Below are 18,590 nucleotides of genomic sequence, written 5' to 3'. Positions count from 1 at the left end.
ATGTACTCGTTCACTTGCCGTCACCGTCCTCGTCGCGCTCGCCGTCGGACGCCTCGAGCTGCTGCGTCATCTCCTCGACCGCCTCGTCGTAGCCGTCGCGCACCTGCCCGCGTCCGATGATGCTGTCGGAAATCGACGCCTCCAGCGGGCTGCCATCGGGCAGCAGGGCCGGGGTGTCGACGGCGTTGTGCCGCGCGAAGACGCCGGGGGTGGGCGCGTTGCCGGGGTGGACGCCCGACTCGGCATAGTCGCGCATGCGCTGACGGGCCAGATCGGCCTGCGTCCGCCTCGGCACGAGGCTCTCGTGGTGCGCCATGACCATGGCCCCGAGCACCGCCGTGATGAGCAGCGCCGCGGTGAACTGCACCGCGAGGATGTAGGGCCCGAACATCAAGGCGGCGAGGCCCTCGACGTTGCCGCCGGCATTGGCGTCCTTGAGCCCCACGACCGAGGATGACACGCCCTGGCCCACGACCGTCACCATGACGATGCCGAACGACAGGCCGACCGCGGTCGCGGCGAGCCGCTGGCCGCCGATCGTCTCGCGCAGCGACTCCGAGGTGTCGACGCCCACGAGCATCAGGACGAACAGGAACAGCATCATGATCGCGCCGGTGTAGACGATGATCTGCACCGCGAACAGGAAGGGTGCGCCCTGCGCGGCGTAGAGGACGGCGAGGCTGATCATGACGACGGCCAGCGCGAGCGCCGCGTGCACGGCCTTGCGGGCGAAGATGAGTCCCAGCGCGGCGATCACCATGATCGGCGCGAGGATCCAGAAGGTCGTCACTCCTCGCCCCCCACGCCCGTCGTCTCGCCCGTTGAGGCTGGCGAACCCGCCGACACCGCGACGATGGGCAGCTGCTTGCCGCGGTAGTAGTCGTGGTGGTCGTCGCTGATCATCATCTCGTGCGGCGGCTCGACCATGCCCGGCAGCAGCGGGGCGAGCAGGTCGCCCTTCTCCCAGATGAGGTCGGCGCGGTTGTCGTTGGCCAGCTCGTACTCGTTGGTCATGGTCAGCGCACGCGTCGGGCACGCCTCGATGCACAGCCCGCACAGGATGCAGCGCAGGTAGTTGATCTGGTAGACGCGGCCGTACCGCTCCCCCGGGCTGAAGCGCCCGGAGCCGTCGGCGTCGTCGATGTTGGACGCGCCCTCGACGTAGATCGCATCGGCCGGGCAGGCCCACGCGCACAGCTCGCAGCCGATGCACTTCTCGAGGCCGTCGGGCCAGCGGTTGAGCTGGTGGCGGCCGTGGAAGCGCGGCGCGGTCGGCACCTTGGTGAACGGGTACTGCTCGGTGACGGGCTTGCGGAACATCGTCCGGAACGTCACGCCGAAGCCGGCGATGGGGTCCCAGAGCGTCTCCTTGACCGGGTTCGTCATGAGTTCACCTCGCTGGTGTCGGTGGTGTGCTCGGCGCGCTGGCCGGGCATCGGAGGGACGGGGTAGCCGCCGGCGAAGGCGTCGAACTCGACCTCGTCCGGCTCGGGCTCCTGCTTCTTCTCGGGGATGAGGAAGGTCAGCAGGGCGAGCACCCCGAACACGATCGCGACGGGCACGATGACGCCTTGGTCGAGCATGTCCTCGCTCTTGGCCTTGCGGATGAACGCGACCGCGACGATCCAGACCAGGGAGATCGGGATCAGGATCTTCCAGCCGAAGGTCATGAACTGGTCGTACCGCATGCGGGGCAGCGTGCCGCGCAGCCAGACGAACATGAAGATGAACGCGAGCGTCTTGCCGAAGAACCACAGCACGGGCCAGTAGCCGGTGTTGAAGTAGCCGTCGTTGATCTGCCCGATGCCGAACGGGGCGCGCCAGCCGCCCAGGAACAGGGTCGTCGCGAGCGCCGACACCGTCACCATGTTGATGTACTCGGCCAGGAAGAACAGCGCGAACTTGAGCGACGAGTACTCGGTGTGGAACCCGCCGACCAGCTCGCCCTCGGCCTCGGGGAGGTCGAACGGCGCACGGTTGGTCTCGCCGACCATCGCGATGCAGTAGATGACGAACGAGGGGAACAGCGGGATGAAGTACCACATGTCGCTCTGCGCGGCGACGATCTCGGACGTCGACATCGAGCCGGCGTACATGAACACCGACACGAACGACAGGCCCATCGCCACCTCGTAGGAGATGACCTGGGCGCTGGAGCGCAGGCCGCCGAGCAGCGCGTAGATCGAGCCGGACGCCCAGCCCGCCAGCACGATGCCGTAGACGCCGATCGACGTGACGGCCAGGACGTAGAGCACCGCGACCGGCAGGTCGGTCAGCTGCAACGGGGTGACGGTGTCGGTGAACGGGATGCGCACCTCGGGGCCGAATGGGATGACCGCCCACGCCAGGAACGACGGGATGACGGCCAGGATCGGCGCGAGGATGTAGACGGCCTTGTCGGCCGCCTTGACGACGATGTCCTCCTTGAGCGCCAGCTTGACGCCGTCGGCGAGGCTCTGCAGCAGGCCGAACGGACCGTTGACGTTGGGGCCGATGCGGTGCTGCATCTTGGCCACGACGCGCCGCTCGAACCAGATGTTGAACAGCGTATAGAGCAGCAGGAAGACGAAGATCAGCAGCGCCTTGAGCGCGACGACCCAGAACGGCTCGTTCCCGAACAGATCACTCATGGTCGGCTCCCGCCGTCAGCGTGACGCGGTCGCCGAAGCCCGCCCCGAGCGTGGCCCGCAGGCTCACCCCGGAGTTGGCCGGTGCCCACACGACTCCGTCGGGCAGGTCGGCGACCTCCGTGAAGAACGTCGCGCTGCCCGCCGTCGTCGAGATCGAGGCCGGGCCGCCGGGGTCGATGCCGAACGCACCCAGCGTCGCCGCGCTCGCGCGGAGCACCGCCGGGCGGGCCGTGGCCTTGTACTGCGCCTGGCCGTCCTGACCGCGTCCGTCGTCGACCATCAGTCGCCAGGAGTCGAGCACGACCGTCCCCTTCTTGCCCCGTGAGCCTGTCGAAAGGCCCTTCGCCGCGACCGCGGGGGCCTCGGCCCGCGCACCATCCCAGGGGCCGAGCTCGGCCATAGCGCGGCGCGCCGCGGCGACGGTGCGGAAGCCCAGCGACTGCCCCATCTCCTCGGCGATGCCGGCCAGCACGCGGATGTCGGTCAGCGAGGCGGGCTGGTGCAGGACGGCGTCGAACGTGCGGACGCGGCCCTCCCAGTTGACGAACGTGCCGGGCTTCTCGACGGCCGGAGCGATCGGCAGCACGACGTCGGCCAGGGCGGTGACGGCGCTGTGCCGCACCTCGAGGCTCACGACGAACTCCGCGGCCTCGAGGCCCGCGCGGGCGGCCGCAGGATCGGGCAGGTCGTCGATCTCGACGCCACCGACCAGCAGAGCCTTGAGCGTCCCGGACGATGTGGCGGCGAGCATCGCGGACGTGTCGCGACCCTTGGTGGCGGGGATCGTCTTGACTCCCCAGGCGGCGGCCAGGTCGGCGCGTGCCTCGGCATCGGCCAGCGGGCGTCCGCCGGGCAGCAGTGTCGGCAGGCATCCGGCCTCGACGGCTCCGCGGTCTCCGGCGCGTCGCGGAACCCACACCAGACGGGCACCCGAGGCGTCTGCCGCGGCGAGCGCCGCGCTGAAGCCACCTGGCACGGCTGCCAGGCGTTCACCCGCCAGGATGATCGCGCCGGCGGGCAGGTCGAGACCTGCCAGCGCGGCGGGCTCGTCGCCCGGCACGGTGGGCACCAGCTCGCCCGACATCTTGCGGAGCCCGCGCGTCGCGTGGCTGGCGATCGCCACGACCCGGACGCCGCGGGTCTTCGCGCCCTTGCGCAGGCGCAGGAAGATGCTGCCGTTCTCGTCCTCGGGCTCGAAGCCCACCAGCACCACCACGGATGCGCTCTCGAGATCGGTGAAGGTCACGTCGAGCGAGGTGGCGGCGACGTGCGAGGCCAAGAAGGCGGCTTCCTCGGCCGAGTGCGCCCGGGCGCGGAAGTCGACGTCGTTGGTGCGCAGCACGGTGCGGGCGAACTTCGCGTACGCGAAGGCGTCCTCGGCGGTCAGTCGTCCGCCCGTGAGCACGCCGACCTTGCCACCTGCGGCGGCGAGCCCGCGACCGGCGACCGCGAGGGCCGCGGGCCACGAGGCGACCTCGAGCTCACCCGTCGCGGAGTTGCGCACGAGCGGCGTCGTCAGACGATCGCCCTGCGTGGCCCATGCGAAGCCGAACCGGTCCTTGTCGGTGATCCACTCCTCGTTGACCTCGGGGTCGTCACCGGCGAGCCGGCGCATGACCTTGCCGCGACGGTGGTCGACCCGGATGGCCGAGCCGCTCGCGTCGTGCTCGGCGATCGACGGTGCCGACACGAGGTCGAACGGTCTGGAGCGGAAGCGGTAGTCGGCGCTGGTCAGCGCGCCCACGGGGCAGATCTGGATCGTGTTGCCCGAGAAGTACGAGCTGAACGGCTCCTCCTCGTAGATGCCGACCTGCTGGTGGGCACCGCGCTCGATCAGCGCGATGAACGGGTCGCCGGCGATCTGCTCGGAGAAACGCGTGCACCGGGCGCACAGCACGCAGCGCTCGCGGTCGAGCAGCACCTGCTCGGAGACCTTGATCGGCTTGGGGAACGTCCGCTTGGTCTCGGTGAACCGTGACTCGCCCTGGCCGTGCGTCATGGCCTGGTTCTGCAGGGGGCACTCGCCGCCCTTGTCGCACACGGGGCAGTCGAGCGGGTGGTTGATGAGCAGGAACTCCATGTTGCCGCGTTGCGCCTTCTCGGCGACGGGCGACGTGACCTGGGTCTTGACGACCATGCCCGCGGCGACCTCGATCGTGCACGAGGCCTGCGGCTTCGGGAAGCCGCGACCGTTGCCGGCATCGGTGATCTCGACGAGGCACTGGCGGCACGCCCCGACGGGGTCGAGCAGCGGGTGGTCGCAGAATCGCGGGATCTCGGTGCCGACGAGCTCGGCGGCGCGGATGACCAGGGTGCCCTTCGGCACGCTGACCTCGACGTCGTCGATCGTCAGCGTGACGAGCTCGACGGGCACGTCGCCCGTTGACCTGGTCGAAACGTCCTGCACGGTCATCACGCACGTCCTTTCGACAGGCTCAAGGAGCGGTCGGTGAACAGCATCGACGCCGCGGGCGGGAAGAGCTCGCTCGACGGCGTGTGCATGCCGGCCTCGAACTCCTCGCGGAAGTGCTGGATCGCCGACGTGATGGGGCTCGTGGCACCGTCGCCCAGGGCGCAGAACGAGCGTCCGAGGATGTTCTCGCAGAGGTCGACGAGCAGCTCGATGTCGCCCTCCTTGCCCTCGCCGGCGTCGAGGCGCTGCAGGGTCTGCACGAGCCACCACGTCCCCTCACGGCACGGGGTGCACTTGCCGCACGACTCGTGCTTGTAGAACTCGGTCCAGCGCAGCACGGCCCGCACGACCGAGGTCGTCTGGTCGAAGATCTGCAGCGCACGGGTGCCGAGCATCGAGCCGGCCGCGCCGACCGACTCGTAGTCGAGCGGCATGTCGAGGTGCTCCGCGGTCAGCAGCGGAGTGGACGACCCGCCGGGCGTCCAGAACTTGAGCGCAGCTCCCTCGCGCATGCCGCCGCCGAGGTCGATCAGCTGGCGCAGGGTGATGCCCAGCGGGGCCTCGTACTGCCCGGGCTTCTTGACGTGCCCCGACAGCGAGTAGATGACGTAGCCCTTGGACTTCTCGGTGCCCATCGAGGCGAACCACTCGTGGCCGCCGCGGACGATCGAGGGCACCGAGGCGATCGACTCGACGTTGTTGATGACGGTCGGGCTGGCGTAGAGACCCTCGACGGCCGGGAACGGCGGACGCAGGCGCGGTTGGCCGCGACGTCCCTCGAGCGAGTCGAGCAGCGCCGTCTCCTCGCCGCAGATGTAGGCACCGGCCCCGGCGTGGATCACGAGATCGATGCTGATGCCGCTGTCGAGGATGCCCTTGCCGTTCAGGCCGTCACCGAGGTAGCCGGCCTCGTACGCCTCGCGGCACGCGGCGCGCAGGCGACGGATGACGTGCAGCACCTCGCCGCGGACGTAGATGAACGCCTGCTGGGCACCGATCGCGTGCGCCGCGATGATGACGCCCTCGATGAGGGTGTGCGGCGTCGCCATCATGAAGGGGATGTCCTTGCACGTGCCGGGCTCGGACTCGTCGGCGTTGACGACCAGGTACTTCGGTTTCGGGTTGTCCTGGGGGATGAAGCCCCACTTCATCCCGGTCGGGAAGCCTGCACCGCCGCGGCCGCGCAGGCCCGACTCCTTGACCAGCTCGACGACCTCGGCGGGAGCCATCTTCAGGGCCTTCTCGAGCGCCTCGTAGCCACCCGTCTTGCGGTACTCGGCCAGCGTCCAGGCACGGTCGGTGCCCCAGTCGGCGGTGAGGACGGGGGTCAGCAGATCAGTCATCGTTGCCTCCGTGTGGACCGATCTTTCTGCGTTGCGGCTGCCCTGGCGACGCAAAGGCAGAGACATCGGTCCCCTGCGACGCCGCCAGGGACGGAGCTTTCTGCGTTTCGGCCGTCGGAGCTGCTGAAAGGCCGAAAGATCGGTGGACCGTCGGGACGAGCAGGTCAGTCATCGTTTCCCTCTTCTGCCGTGTCCGCCGGAGACTCCTCGATCAGCGTCTCGGTGCCGGCGCGCGTGGTGTCGGCCTGCTGCTCGGCCTCGAGCTTGGTGTCGGCGGCGCCCTCGCCGTCCGCGGCCGTCGAAGCCCCGAACGCGGGAGCCGCCCAGCCACGTTCCTGGGCGATCTCGAAGCCGGCGAGCGACGCTCCGGCCGCGGTGGGGCCTTCGTCGACCAGTCCGTCCTCGAAGCCCGCGATGACCCGCTCGGCCTCGCGCCAGCTCGTGATCGTCGCGCCGCGGGTGGCCTGCACCGTCTCTCCGGCGCGCAGCCGGTCGACGACCTCGATCGCCGACTCAGGCGTCTGGTTGTCGAAGAACTCCCAGTTGACCGTCATGACGGGCGCGAAGTCGCAGGCCGCGTTGCACTCGATGTGCTCGAGGGTCACGGCACCGTCGTCGGTCGTCTCGTCGTTGCCGACGTCGAGGTGACCCTTGAGCCGCTCGAAGATCAGGTCGCCGCCCATGACGGCGCACAGCGTGTTGGTGCACACGCCGACGTGGTGGCGACCCATCGGCCGACGCTTGTACATCGTGTAGAACGTCGCGACGCCCGACACCTCGGCCGCCGTGATGCCGAGGATGTCGGCACACACCTCGATGCCCTCGTTCGTGACGTTGCCCTCGACCGACTGCACCAGGTGCAGCATCGGCAACAGAGCCGAACGAGCCTCCGGATACCGAGACCCCAGCTCGACGAGCTCGGCCTTGGTGGTGTCAGAAAGCGTCATCGAGAACCATCCCATCCGGACGCAACCACGGCCCGAGCGAAGCGAGGGTAGCGGCCGCGCGGAGCGCGGGGACGACGAAGTCGTCCGGCGATCGGCGAGCCGAGGGAGCGCAGCGACTGAAGGCTCACCGATCGACACCGCCCATGACCGGGTCGATGCTGGCCACGGCGACGATGACGTCGGAGATCATGCCGCCCTCGCTCATGACCGACGTGCCCTGCAGGTTGACGAACGACGGATCGCGGAAGTGCGCCCGGTACGGACGCGTGCCGCCGTCGGAGACCAGGTGGCAGCCGATCTCGCCACGCGGTGCCTCGACGGCCCCGTAGGCCTGGCCGGCCGGCACCCTGAAGCCCTCGGTGACGATCTTGAAGTGGTGGATCAGCGCTTCCATCGACTCGCCCATGATGTGCTTGATGTGCTCGGCGGAGTTGCCCTGGCCGTCGGCACCGACGCTCAGCTGCGCGGGCCAGGCGATCTTCTTGTCGGCGACCATGACGGGCTGGCCCTCCATGCCGGCGAGCCGCTCGGTGGCCTGCTCGACGATCTTGATGGACTCCCACATCTCGTCGAGCCGCACCCGGAACCGTCCGTAGGCGTCGGGCTCGTCGCGGGTGACGACCTCGAAGTCGTACGTGTCGTAGCCCCAGTAGGGCTGCTTCTTGCGGAGGTCCCAGTCGTAGCCGGTCGACCGCAGGACGGGCCCGGTCAGGCCCAGCGCGAGGCAGCCGGCGAGCTCGAGGTGCCCGACGCCCTTGAGCCGCCCCTTGAAGATCGGGTTGGCGTTGCACAGCGCGGCGTACTCGGGCAGGCGCTTCTTGAGCAGCGTGACGGTGGAACGGATCTTCTCGATCGCGCCCTCGGGCAGGTCCTGGGCGACGCCGCCGGGACGGAAGAAGGCGTGGTTCATACGCAGGCCCGTGATCATCTCGAACAGGTCGAGGATCAGCTCACGGTCGCGGAAGCCGCAGGTCATGACGGTGAGGGCACCGATCTCCATGCCGCCCGTGGCCAGGCACACGAGGTGCGACGAGATGCGGTTCAGCTCGAGCAGCAGCACCCGCATGGCCTGCGCCTTCTCGGGTGCCTCGATGCCGAGCAGCTTCTCGACCGCCATGACGTAGGCGGCCTCGTTGGAGAACGGGGCAACGTAGTCCATCCGGGTGCAGAACGTCACGCCCTGCGTCCAGGTGCGGAACTCCATGTTCTTCTCGATGCCGGTGTGCAGGTAGCCGATGCCGGCGCGCGCGTCGCGAACGGTCTCGCCGTCGATCTCGAGCACGAGCCGCAGCACGCCGTGCGTCGACGGGTGCTGCGGACCCATGTTGATGACGAGGCGGTCGCCCTGCAGGTCGGAGACGTCGATCGTGTCCCAGTCCTGGCCAGTGACGGTGAAGACCGGCCCCTCGGACGAGTCGGTGGTGCCGGCGTAGGGATCGCTGCCCATCGTCGAGCTCTGTTGAGTCATGAGTAGCTCCTGCGCTGGTCCGGGGGCGGGATCGTGCCGCCCTTGTACTCGACCGGGATGCCACCCAAGGGGTAATCCTTCCTCTGGGGGTGGCCGGGCCAGTCGTCCGGCATGAGGATGCGCGTGAGCGCGGGGTGACCGTCGAAGATGATGCCGAACATGTCCCACGCCTCCCGTTCCTGCCAGTCGGCCGTCGGGTAGATCGGGACGACGCTGGGCACGTGCCGGTCGTCGTCGGGCGTCGTGGTCTCGACGCGGATGCGACGGTTGTGGGTCATCGACAGCAGGTGGTAGACGACGTGCAGCTCGCGGCCGGTCTCGTGAGGGAAGTCGACACCGCTCACGCTGGAGCAGAACTCGAAGCGCAGCACGGGATCGTTGCGCAGGTGGGTCACGGCCTCCAGCAGCAGCTGCCGGCGGACGTAGAAGGTGATCTCGCCGCGGTCGACGACGATCTTCTCGATCGCGCCGTCCAGCCCCGGGCCGCCCGCGAACCGGTCGGCGACCTCGTCGAACCAGCCGCCGAAGGGACGCTGGCTCGGTCCGGGCATGACGACGGGGCGGGTCAGTCCGCCGAAGCCGCTGGTGTCGCCCGTGCCGTGAGCACCGAAGGCCCCCTCGCGGATCTCGACGACCTCGAGCTGGGTGACGTCGGCTCGCACGAGGTTGTCGTGCGACTCGTGCGAGACGTCCTGCGTCTCGGTGCCTGCGTCGCGCGCGTCGCGATCGCCCTTGGGATCGGTCATGGCTGCTCACCCGTCATCGCATGAGCCCCTTCATGGCCGAGGTCGGAGTGGCCAGCAGCGCCGTCCGCTCGTCCTCCTTGATCTCGGCCAGACGGTTCGAGCCGAGCTTGGTGTGCTGGATCTGGTCGTGCAGCTTGAGGATCGCGTCGATCAGCATCTCGGGCCGCGGCGGGCAGCCCGGCAGGTACATGTCGACGGGGACGACGTGGTCGACGCCCTGCACGATCGCGTAGTTGTTGAACATGCCGCCCGAGCTGGCGCAGACACCCATCGCGAGGACGTACTTGGGTCCGGCCATCTGGTCGTAGATCTGGCGCACGACGGGGGCCATCTTGTTGCTGACGCGGCCCGCGACGATCATCAGGTCGGCCTGGCGCGGCGACGGGCGGAAGACCTCCATGCCGAAGCGCGCGGAGTCGAAGCGCGGAGCGCCGAACGTCATCATCTCGATCGCGCAGCAGGCCAGCCCGAACGTCGCGGGCCAGAACGAGGCCTTGCGCATGTAGCCGGCCAGTCCCTCGACCGTGGACAGCAGGACACCGCTGGGCAGTTTTTCCTCAAGACCCATCAGGTCCACTCCATTCCGCCGCGGCGCCACTCGTAGGCGTAGGCGATCGTGACGTTGACGAGGAACAGCATCATCGCGAAGACCGCGAACCAGGACATCTGGTCGAAGGCCACCGCGAAGGGGTACAGGAACACGATCTCGATGTCGAAGACGATGAACATCATGGCCGTGAAGAAGTACTTGACCGGGATGCGTCCGCCGCCCTCGGGCAGGGGGCTCGGCTCGATGCCCGACTCGTAGCGGTCGAGCTTGGCGCGGTTGTAGCGCTTGGGTCCGGTCAGCGGGGCGATGGCCACGGAGCCGATCGCGAACAGCGCGGCCAGACCTCCGAGCACGAGGATCGGCGTGTAGTCCGTCACGGCACCTCCCGGGTCTTGTGCGACCGAAGCGTGGATCCAGCGCGATCGTGTGCTTGTGAATTGCTTCACAACGTGATCGCGGTCTCACCCTACGCCCGCCGAATTCGGGATGTAACTTAGGTCACACTAAGTACAGCCTGTCGTCTACGACGGCTTGACCGAGTGGTGCAGCGCGACGATGCCGGCCGAGAGGTTGTGCCACTCGACACGTCCCCAACCGGCCTCGACCATGCGCAGCGCGAGGCCCTTCTGGTCGGGCCAGGCGCGGATCGACTCGGCCAGGTAGACGTACGACTCGGGGTTGGACGACACGGCCCGGGCCACCGGGGGCAGCGCGCGCATCAGGTAGTTGGTGTAGACCGCGTCGAACGGGCCCCACGTCGGCGTGCTGAACTCGCACACGACGATGCGACCGCCCGGACGCGTGACGCGCAGCAGCTCGCGCAGGCCCTCGATCGGGTCGACGATGTTGCGCAGGCCGAACGAGATCGTCACGGCGTCGAACGTGTCGTCGCCGAACGGCAGCCGCATGCCGTCGCCGGCCGTGAACGGCAGGTCGGGCCGGTCGCGCTTGCCGACCTCGAGCATGCCGATCGAGAAGTCGCACGGGACGACGGTCGCGCCGGCATCGGCGAAGGGCTGGCTGGACGTGCCGGTGCCGGCCGCGAGGTCGAGGATGACCTCACCGGGCATGGGCGCCACGAGGTCGACGACCCGTCGCCGCCAGCGGCGGTCCTGCCCCATCGACAGGACGTCGTTGGTCAGGTCGTACTTCTCGGCCACGCCGTCGAACATCTTCGCGACGTCGTGGGGCTGCTTGTCCAGACCGGCTCTGCTCACCGCTGAATCGTACGGCCACGGCGATGCGGCCGCCCCCTCAGGCCGAGTCGATCGCATGCCGCGGCGGGTGTCTGTCTCGACACATCCTGAGCGTCCGCGGGACCCCGCGAGTAGGCTCAAGTGTTGTGAGCCACCCCGCCGTCGACCCCCGCAGCGGACCCCTCGTGGTCCGTTCTGCACCGGTCGCCGACCCCGGTGCGCTGCTGTCGCTCCTGCCACCCGATGACGCCTACGCGTGGGTCCACGGCGGCGACGGACTCGTGGGCTGGGGCCGGGCCGCCGAGCTGCACACCGCGGGTGCCTCCCGCTTCGCCGACGCGGCCGCCTGGTGGCGCGACCTGTCGGCGCGCGCCGTCGTCCGCGACGAGGTGGGCACACCGGGCTCGGGTCTGGTCGCCTTCGGCTCGTTCACCTTCGCCGACGACGCCGAGGGCAGCGTCCTGGTCGTGCCCGAGGTCGTGGTCGGTCGACGCGACGGCGTCACGTGGATCACCGTCATCGGCACCGGCATCGGCGCTGTGCCTGCCCTCGTGGCCGGGGCTCCCCCGCGCCAGCCCTCGGGTGCCACGTTCGCCGACGGGCCGGTCGACAGCCAGGCGTGGCAGCAGCTGGTCGCCGAGGCCGTGACCCGCATCGAGGCCGATGCGCTCGACAAGGTCGTGCTGGCGCGCGACCTCGTCGCCACCCTCGACGAGCCCCTCGACGTCCGCGCTCCCCTGGCCCGTCTCGCTGCCGACTACCCCAGCTGCTGGACGTTCCACGTCGACGGCTTCTTCGGGTCGACCCCCGAGATGCTGGTGCGCCTCGAACGCGGACTCGTCACGTCGCGGGTGCTGGCCGGGACGATCCGCCGCACCGGCGACGACACCCACGACCTCGCCCTCGCCGGGTCGCTCGCCCGGTCGAGCAAGGACCTCGAGGAGCACGAGTACGCCGTGCGGTCGGTGGCCGATGCCCTCGCTCCGCACTGCACCAACATGTTCGTGCCCGAGACCCCGTTCGTGCTGCACCTGCCCAACGTCATGCACCTGGCGACCGACGTCACCGGCGTCATGAAGGACGGTGCCAGCGCGCTCACGCTGGCGGCGTCGCTGCACCCGTCGGCGGCGGTCGGCGGCACCCCCACGGCCGAGGCGGTCCGGCTCATCGCCGAGCTCGAGCAGCTCGACCGCGGACGCTACGCCGGCCCCGTGGGATGGATCGATGCCCGCGGCGACGGCGAGTGGGGCATCGGCCTGCGCTCGGCCCAGGTCGGCGACGACGGGCGCACCGTGCGGCTGTTCGCGGGGTGCGGCATCGTCGCCGACTCCGTGCCCGCCGACGAGCTCGCCGAGTCCGACGCCAAGCTCGTCCCCGTGCGCGAAGCACTCAGCTGACGCTGACCGCGTCGCGCAGACCTACCGGTACACCGTGGCCTCGAGCGACTGGCCGAGGATGCGCGCCGCCAGCAGCCGGTGCAGGCCGTCGAGGTGCCACCACCCGTTGCCGTCCTGCACCTCGTAGACCTTGGCCGGCTTGATCGTCCGACCGGCGTCGAGCTCGGTCAGGTAGTAGTTGACCTTGGCGACGCCCACGAGCTGCTGCGGCGTCATCACGACGGCGTGCGGGCTCAGCACGACCACGTCGCCGGACGGCCTGGGGGCCTCGTCGTCCTTGAGCTTCAGCGGCCCCGCGAACACCACCGCGAGCCACAGCAGCCGCTTCGTGCTGACGACCTTGTCGTCGCCGGTCATGCGGGTGAACTCGGCGAGACGCTCCATCGAGTCGTCGTCGAGGTCCGTCGGTGCGGCGGCGAGCCGCGGGCCGAGCCGCGGGAGACGGACCATGCTGGTCAGCCTGCCGCCACCACGGGGGCGAGCTGCGGCCACCGCGGGGCGAGGCCGTCGCCCGACGAGGTGCCGGTGAGCCGCCGCTTGACCCACGGGCCGGCGTGGGAACGCGCCCACTCGAGATTGGCGGCTCGTCGGTCGCTCGCCGACAGCACGGGACGCTCGTCGAGCCGCAGGGGCGCGAGGTCGTGGTCGACGCCCAGCGCGTCGAGCACCGCGATCGCCATCCGCTGGTGCCCGGCCGCTGACATGTGCATCTTGTCGCCGTCCCACAACCGATCGTCGCGGTAGTCGCGCAGCCGCCAGAAGTCGACCAAGGTCGCCCCGTGGCGATCGGCGACCTCGCGCACCAGCTCGTTGTAGATCGCGAACCGTCCGCGCAGCGCCCCGAACACCGGCGATCCGCCGGGGTCGTAGGCCGTGAACATCACGACGAGCGCACCGGCGCCCGTCAGCCGTCCGATCGCGGCGTCGTAGGCCTCGATGAGGACGTCGACGTCGATGCGCGGACGCAGCACGTCGTTGGCACCCGCGTAGATGCTGACCAGGTCGGGCGACATCGCGACGGCCGGCTCGATCTGCTCGTCGACGATCGGCAGCAGCTTGCGGCCGCGGATCGCGAGGTTGGCGTACGTGAAGTCGTCGCCGGCCAAGACCTCGGCGACCCGGTCGGCCCAGCCGCGGACCCCGTTGGGACGTGTCTCGTCGGGGTCGCCGACGCCCTCGGTGAACGAGTCGCCGAGCGCGACGAAGCGGTGGAAGGTCACCGGAACAGCGTAGCCCTCGGCACGCAGCCCTACTCGTCGATCAGCCCTCGTCGATCAGCCCCCTGCGACGTGCGATCGCGGCCGCCTCGGTGCGTCCGGCGGCACCGAGCTTGGCGAGGATGTTGGAGACGTGCACCGACACGGTCTTGGTGCTGATGAACAGCCTGCTGCCGATCTCGCCGTTGCTGCGACCGAGGGCGACCTGCTGCAGCACCTCGCGCTCGCGCGGCGTCAGGTCGACGTCGGACCTCGCCGGTCTCGGCACGAGCAGGTCGAGCTGAGCCAGCAGGGGACGTGCCCCGAGCCGCTCGGCAGCCTGCCGTGCCTCAGCCACCAGCGCGGACGCCTCGGCGTCGCCGCCGGACGTGGCGAGCACTGCTGCCAGACGAGCAGCCGATCTCGCGGACTCGTAGGGATCGCCGAGCTCGACGAAGGCGGCGCGCACGCCCCGCCAGGCCTCGACCAGCTCGCCGGCCGCGGCCGCATCCGTCCCTGCTCCGGCCTCGAGGCCCGCCAGCCAGCGCAGGCGGGCCATCTCGGCACGGACCCGCAGCTGCCACGCCCGAGCCTCGGGTCCGAGCGACGGCGTGGCGACCACCACCCGGTCGACGTCGTCGGCCAGACCCGGCAGCTGGTCGACGAGCGACTGCCGCGCGCTGCGGTCGAGGACCTGCACGGCATCGGCGTAGCGGCCCACCAGCAGCGCGACCAGCCGGATCGTCGCGGGGAACTCCGGGGAGTCCCATGCGCGTCGGTGCAGCTCGACCAGGTCGTCGTAGTGCTGTCGGGCCCCGGCGAGATCGCCAGCGGCGGCGCTGAGCTCGATCAAGGCCGAGGTGCTGTGGATGGCCGAGGCCTCGTCGAGTCGCCACATCGCACGGTGGGGCAGGGTCCGCTCGACCTGACTCGTCTCGCCGCGGCCAGCCGCCACGAGCAGCGAGATCGCCGCCAGGTAGGACTCGAACTGCGCAGGAGCGCCTCCATCGACGTGGCACAGGGCGACGGCGTCGTCCCACCGGCCACGCAGGTAGGCGATCAGCGCACCGAAGAAGCGGCCGTCGAAGCCGTACGGACCCCACGACCAGCCCGTCTCGGCGGCACGACGCATGCCCTCGGTGAAGGCCTCGTCGGCGGCGTCGAGCTGTCCGGCGTTGAGCAGCACGAACGCCAGCTGGTTGAGTCCGCGCAGCTCGCCCAGCACGTGCCCAGATGCGCGAGAGGCGTCGATGAGCTCACGGAACGCCGTGACCGACTGGCCGGGCGCGTCGCCGGTGCGCGCCATGATGCGCGTCAAGGTGGCCTTGGCATCGAAGACGATCGCGTCGACACGCAGCTGCTCGCCGATCTGCAGGGCCTGCTCGCCCCACTCGGCCGCTTCCCGGTCGTGCCTCCGGTTGGACAGCACGCGCGCCCGCAGCGCCGCGACCTCGCCGCGCAGGGTCGTCGCACCCTCGGGCACCACCTCGATGGCCCGAACGCTGGCCTCCTCGGCGTCGGCGTCGAGGTTGGCGAAGTAGCTCGTGTTGCCGATCGCGACGAGCAGGCGACCGTGGCAGTCGCGGTGGACGTCGGTCGCCAGGGCCGCGAGGTGGTCGCGCAGGAGGCCGAGTGCCCGCAGCAGCTGGCCGGACGTCACGAGCGCGTCGGCCGCGTCGATCACGAGATCGATCTCGTCGGTGCCGGGCGGGGCGGCGTCGATCAGCTCGAGTGCTCTCTCGTAGTGCTGGGCCGCCTCGTCGTAGCCCGCGACGCGGCCGGCCGCCTCGGCCGCCCGCACCGTGGCCGTGAAGGCCGTCTCGCGTCGGCCGGCGGCCAGGGCGTGCCGCGCGATCGTCGCGGGCGGAGCCTCGTCGGTCAACGCCTCGAGGAACGCGACATGGATGCGACGTCGCTCGCCCGGCAGCAGGTCGTCGCGCAGCGCCTCGCCCAGCAGGGCATTGCGGAACGCGTAGTCGTCGCCCGCGCGCCGCAACACCTTGTGGTCGACGGCCGATCCGAGGGCGACGTCGAGCTGGTCGTCGGTCAGGCCGGCAGCAGCGGCGAGCGCCCCGAAGCCTTCCCGTCCGTCGGTGACCGAGGCGGCCCGCACGAGCCTCCGCGTGGCGTCGTCGAGCCGTTCGAGCCGCACCAGCAGCAGGTCGGCCAGGGTCTCGGGCAGCGCCGAGCGGTGGTCGGCCAGGCCTGCGTCGAGCAGCTCCTCGACGAAGAACGCGTTGCCCCCGGAGCGTCGCACGACGGCGCTCATCGCATCGGGTGGCAGCTCGGCGGTGGCCCGTGCCCGCACGAGGTCGACGACATCGGCATCGGCGAGCGGCTCGAGCTCGACGCGACGCACCCGCGGCAGCCGCACCCACTCGGCGAGCGCCTCGCGCAGCGGGTGGCGACGGTGCAGGTCGTCGGCGCGGTAGCTGACCACGACGTGCACCGCGCCGCGGAACCTCTGGGCCAGGACGTACCGGATCAGGTGGCGCGTGGAGGCGTCGGCCCAGTGGGCGTCCTCGATGACCAGCAGGACGGGACCCGCGTCGGCCAGCGAGTCGAGGGCCGCGACGACGGACGCGAACAGCTCGGCCCGCTCGACGCCGGGTCCCGGGGCGGGCGTCGGCCACGGCAGGAGCGGGCCCACGGCCGGGAACCGTGCCGCCAGCTCGTCACGATCGTCGTCGGACAGACCCGCGAACGCCTCGGCGAACGGCTGGTAGGGCAGGGCGCTGTCGCCGAGGTCGAGGCAGTGACCGGCCATGACCCGATGGCCCGCGTCGCTGGCGGCGGCACCGAGCTCGCGCAGCAGACGGGTCTTGCCGATGCCGGCATCGCCGCCGAGCAGCACGACGTCGCGGGCGTCGGGCGCGGTGACTCCTGCCAGTGCGAGCAGCAGACCCAGCTCGCGGTCGCGACCCACCAGCGGCGTCGACGGAGCACGGTGGTTGGCCATGCCGTCCATCATGGCCGAAGCCTCGGACGCTTCGGGGGCGACTGCCCCTTCATTCGCCGTCAGCACAGGCCGAGCGAGCGCAGCGAGCGAAGGCAGGCGCCCGGGCGAAGCCCGGCCGCTGCGAGGTACGAGCAGCGGGAGGCCCGAGGAACGAGGGCCGCGCCCTACTTCAGCGTCTGCTTGCCCCCGTGCAGGAGCGTCATGAGCTGGGCGACGCGTCCGTCGTCCTTGGCGGTGCGCTCGAACGAGGTCAACATCATGACGGGCTTGAACTTCTGCCGCGTGATGGCCTTGGCGTAGGTGAACTCCTTGAGGCCGTCGGGGCCGTGGATGCGGCCGAAGCCCGACTGGCCGACCCCGCCGAACGGCAGCGTCGGGACGCCGGCGAAGGCGATGACGGAGTTGACCGAGGTCATGCCCGACCTGATCTGCCGCGCGATCTCCATGCCCTTGGACTTGGAGAACACCGCACCGGCCAGGCCGTAGGACGTCGCATTGGTCAGCTCGATGGCCTCGTCCATGCTGCGCACGGGGTTGATCGCGAGGGTCGGGCCGAAGGTCTCCTCCGTGATGGCCGTCGAGCTCTCGGGGACGTGCGTGAGGATCGTGGGCTGCACGAACCGCTCACCGACGGCGTCCGCACCGCCGAGCGCGACGTCCGCGCCCTGGGCGATGGCGTCGTCAATGTGCCGGCGGATGACGTCGATCTGCGACGGCATCGTGATGGGCCCGATCTTGGCCCCTTCGTCGGCTCCGGCCCGCAGCCCCTTGGCCTGGTCGAGGATCTCGGTCATGAACGAGTCGAAGACCTTCTCGTGGACGTAGACGCGCTCGGTGCCGATGCAGGTCTGGCCCGCGTTCGACATGCCGCCCCACAGCGCTGCCTCCGCGGCCTTGGTCAGGTCGGCGTCCTCGTCGACGATCAGGGAGTCCTTGCCGCCGGCCTCGATGATGACGGGGGTCAGGTTGTCGGCGCACGCGGCCATGACCTTCTTGCCCGTCGCGCCCGATCCGGTGAACGCGAGCTTGTCGACGTCGGCGGTGCACAGCGCGTTGCCGGTGGCACCGAGACCCGTGACGACCTGCAGCACGGGGCGGCCGTGCACGACCTCGGCGAACGTGTCGGCGAGCCACTGGCCGACGCCGGGGGTGTACTCGCTGGGCTTGAACACGACGGTGTTGCCGGCGGCCAGCGCATAGGCGATCGAGCCCATCGGCGTGAAGACCGGGTAGTTCCACGGCCCGATGACGCCGACGACGCCGAGCGGCTTGTACTCGACGGTCGACGCCTGGTTGGCCATCAGCAGGCCCGACTTGACCTTGTGCGGTCCGAGCACCTTCTTGGCGTTCTTGGCGGCCCAGGCGACGTGGTCGATCGCGAGGACGATCTCGAGCTGTGCGTCGCCGTGCGGCTTGCCGGTCTCGCGGTGCGAGAGGTCGGCGAGCTGGGCGATGCGGCGGGTCATGACGCTGCGCCACGTGAGCAGGTGCTCGGCACGCTCGGCGAAGGACAGCGACCCCCACCAGCCGGCCGCCTCACGCGCCCGCGCGACGGCGGCATCGACGTCCGCCTTCGACGCGACCGGGTAGGTGCCGACGAGGTCGCCGTTGGACGGGTTCAACGAGTCGAACGTCTCGACCGGTGCATCCGTGGCGGTGGTCGGGTCCAGCGTGGCGGTCATCGGGTCTCCTGATGTTGGTGGGCACTGGGAACTGCATGGCACTGGCTTCTGGGAGGCACAGCC

16 protein-coding genes are annotated in these 18,590 nt (G+C 70.2%); 1 reads left to right on the top strand and 15 read right to left on the bottom strand.

Features of this window, described 5'->3' with window-relative positions; genetic code table 11:
- Positions 1 to 10: 10 nt before the first annotated feature.
- The 11 genes from JOF40_RS08760 to JOF40_RS08710 form a co-directional block, all read right to left on the bottom strand.
- Complete coding sequence (locus JOF40_RS08760) at positions 11 to 790, bottom strand: NADH-quinone oxidoreductase subunit J (protein WP_129185514.1); 780 nt, start codon at positions 788 to 790, stop codon at positions 11 to 13.
- Complete coding sequence (gene nuoI, locus JOF40_RS08755; protein WP_129185513.1) at positions 787 to 1,386, bottom strand: NADH-quinone oxidoreductase subunit NuoI; 600 nt, start codon at positions 1,384 to 1,386, stop codon at positions 787 to 789. Before nuoI ends, JOF40_RS08760 begins: the two co-directional genes overlap by 4 nt.
- Positions 1,383 to 2,630: an NADH-quinone oxidoreductase subunit NuoH gene (gene nuoH / locus JOF40_RS08750; protein WP_129185512.1), complete on the bottom strand. Its 1,248-nt coding sequence runs from the start codon at positions 2,628 to 2,630 to the stop codon at positions 1,383 to 1,385. Before nuoH ends, nuoI begins: the two co-directional genes overlap by 4 nt.
- On the bottom strand, positions 2,623 to 5,043 hold the full coding sequence (locus JOF40_RS08745) for an NADH-quinone oxidoreductase subunit G (protein WP_129185815.1): 2,421 nt from the start codon (positions 5,041 to 5,043) through the stop codon (positions 2,623 to 2,625). The genes nuoH and JOF40_RS08745 overlap by 8 nt, the downstream gene beginning before the upstream one ends.
- Positions 5,043 to 6,386 carry an NADH-quinone oxidoreductase subunit NuoF gene (gene nuoF / locus JOF40_RS08740; protein WP_129185511.1) on the bottom strand — a complete coding sequence of 448 codons (1,344 nt, stop codon included), beginning with the start codon at positions 6,384 to 6,386 and terminating at the stop codon, positions 5,043 to 5,045. Before nuoF ends, JOF40_RS08745 begins: the two co-directional genes overlap by 1 nt.
- A gap of 164 nt (positions 6,387 to 6,550) precedes the next feature.
- Entirely contained in the window at positions 6,551 to 7,333 is a 783-nt protein-coding gene (gene nuoE / locus JOF40_RS08735) for an NADH-quinone oxidoreductase subunit NuoE (RefSeq protein WP_129185510.1), read from the bottom strand.
- 124 nt (positions 7,334 to 7,457) lie between these two features.
- Positions 7,458 to 8,801, bottom strand: coding sequence for an NADH-quinone oxidoreductase subunit D (locus tag JOF40_RS08730; protein ID WP_129185509.1), 1,344 nt, complete (start codon positions 8,799 to 8,801; stop codon positions 7,458 to 7,460).
- Complete coding sequence (locus JOF40_RS08725; protein ID WP_129185508.1) at positions 8,798 to 9,547, bottom strand: NADH-quinone oxidoreductase subunit C; 750 nt, start codon at positions 9,545 to 9,547, stop codon at positions 8,798 to 8,800. The genes JOF40_RS08730 and JOF40_RS08725 overlap by 4 nt, the downstream gene beginning before the upstream one ends.
- Positions 9,548 to 9,560: 13 nt before the next feature.
- On the bottom strand, positions 9,561 to 10,115 hold the full coding sequence (locus tag JOF40_RS08720; protein ID WP_056605838.1) for a NuoB/complex I 20 kDa subunit family protein: 555 nt from the start codon (positions 10,113 to 10,115) through the stop codon (positions 9,561 to 9,563).
- Positions 10,115 to 10,474, bottom strand: coding sequence for an NADH-quinone oxidoreductase subunit A (locus JOF40_RS08715; protein ID WP_119702611.1), 360 nt, complete (start codon positions 10,472 to 10,474; stop codon positions 10,115 to 10,117). The genes JOF40_RS08720 and JOF40_RS08715 overlap by 1 nt, the downstream gene beginning before the upstream one ends.
- Before the next feature lie 144 nt (positions 10,475 to 10,618).
- Entirely contained in the window at positions 10,619 to 11,371 is a 753-nt protein-coding gene (locus JOF40_RS08710) for a demethylmenaquinone methyltransferase (RefSeq protein WP_209674471.1), read from the bottom strand.
- 68 nt (positions 11,372 to 11,439) lie between these two features.
- Here JOF40_RS08710 and JOF40_RS08705 point away from each other — a divergent pair, with 68 nt between their 5' ends.
- Positions 11,440 to 12,690: an isochorismate synthase gene (locus tag JOF40_RS08705; protein ID WP_246152912.1), complete on the top strand. Its 1,251-nt coding sequence runs from the start codon at positions 11,440 to 11,442 to the stop codon at positions 12,688 to 12,690.
- Between the two features lie 21 nt (positions 12,691 to 12,711).
- Here JOF40_RS08705 and JOF40_RS08700 read toward each other — a convergent pair whose 3' ends face one another.
- The 4 genes from JOF40_RS08700 to JOF40_RS08685 all read right to left on the bottom strand — a co-directional run bounded on the left by JOF40_RS08700 (position 12,712) and on the right by JOF40_RS08685 (position 18,527).
- On the bottom strand, positions 12,712 to 13,140 hold the full coding sequence (locus JOF40_RS08700) for a hypothetical protein (RefSeq protein ID WP_129185505.1): 429 nt from the start codon (positions 13,138 to 13,140) through the stop codon (positions 12,712 to 12,714).
- Positions 13,141 to 13,145: 5 nt separating this feature from the next.
- Positions 13,146 to 13,910 (bottom strand): SGNH/GDSL hydrolase family protein, encoded by a 765-nt coding sequence (locus JOF40_RS08695; protein WP_129185504.1) that lies wholly within the window; start codon positions 13,908 to 13,910, stop codon positions 13,146 to 13,148.
- 40 nt (positions 13,911 to 13,950) lie between these two features.
- Positions 13,951 to 16,857 (bottom strand): helix-turn-helix transcriptional regulator, encoded by a 2,907-nt coding sequence (locus tag JOF40_RS08690; protein WP_129185503.1) that lies wholly within the window; start codon positions 16,855 to 16,857, stop codon positions 13,951 to 13,953.
- Between the two features lie 152 nt (positions 16,858 to 17,009).
- Positions 17,010 to 18,527 carry an aldehyde dehydrogenase family protein gene (locus JOF40_RS08685; RefSeq protein WP_129185502.1) on the bottom strand — a complete coding sequence of 506 codons (1,518 nt, stop codon included), beginning with the start codon at positions 18,525 to 18,527 and terminating at the stop codon, positions 17,010 to 17,012.
- Positions 18,528 to 18,590 lie beyond the last annotated feature (63 nt).

The organism is Aeromicrobium fastidiosum (genome assembly GCF_017876595.1).
GTDB lineage: Bacteria > Actinomycetota > Actinomycetes > Propionibacteriales > Nocardioidaceae > Aeromicrobium > Aeromicrobium fastidiosum.
This window is presented reverse-complemented; position numbering and strand designations above follow the sequence as displayed.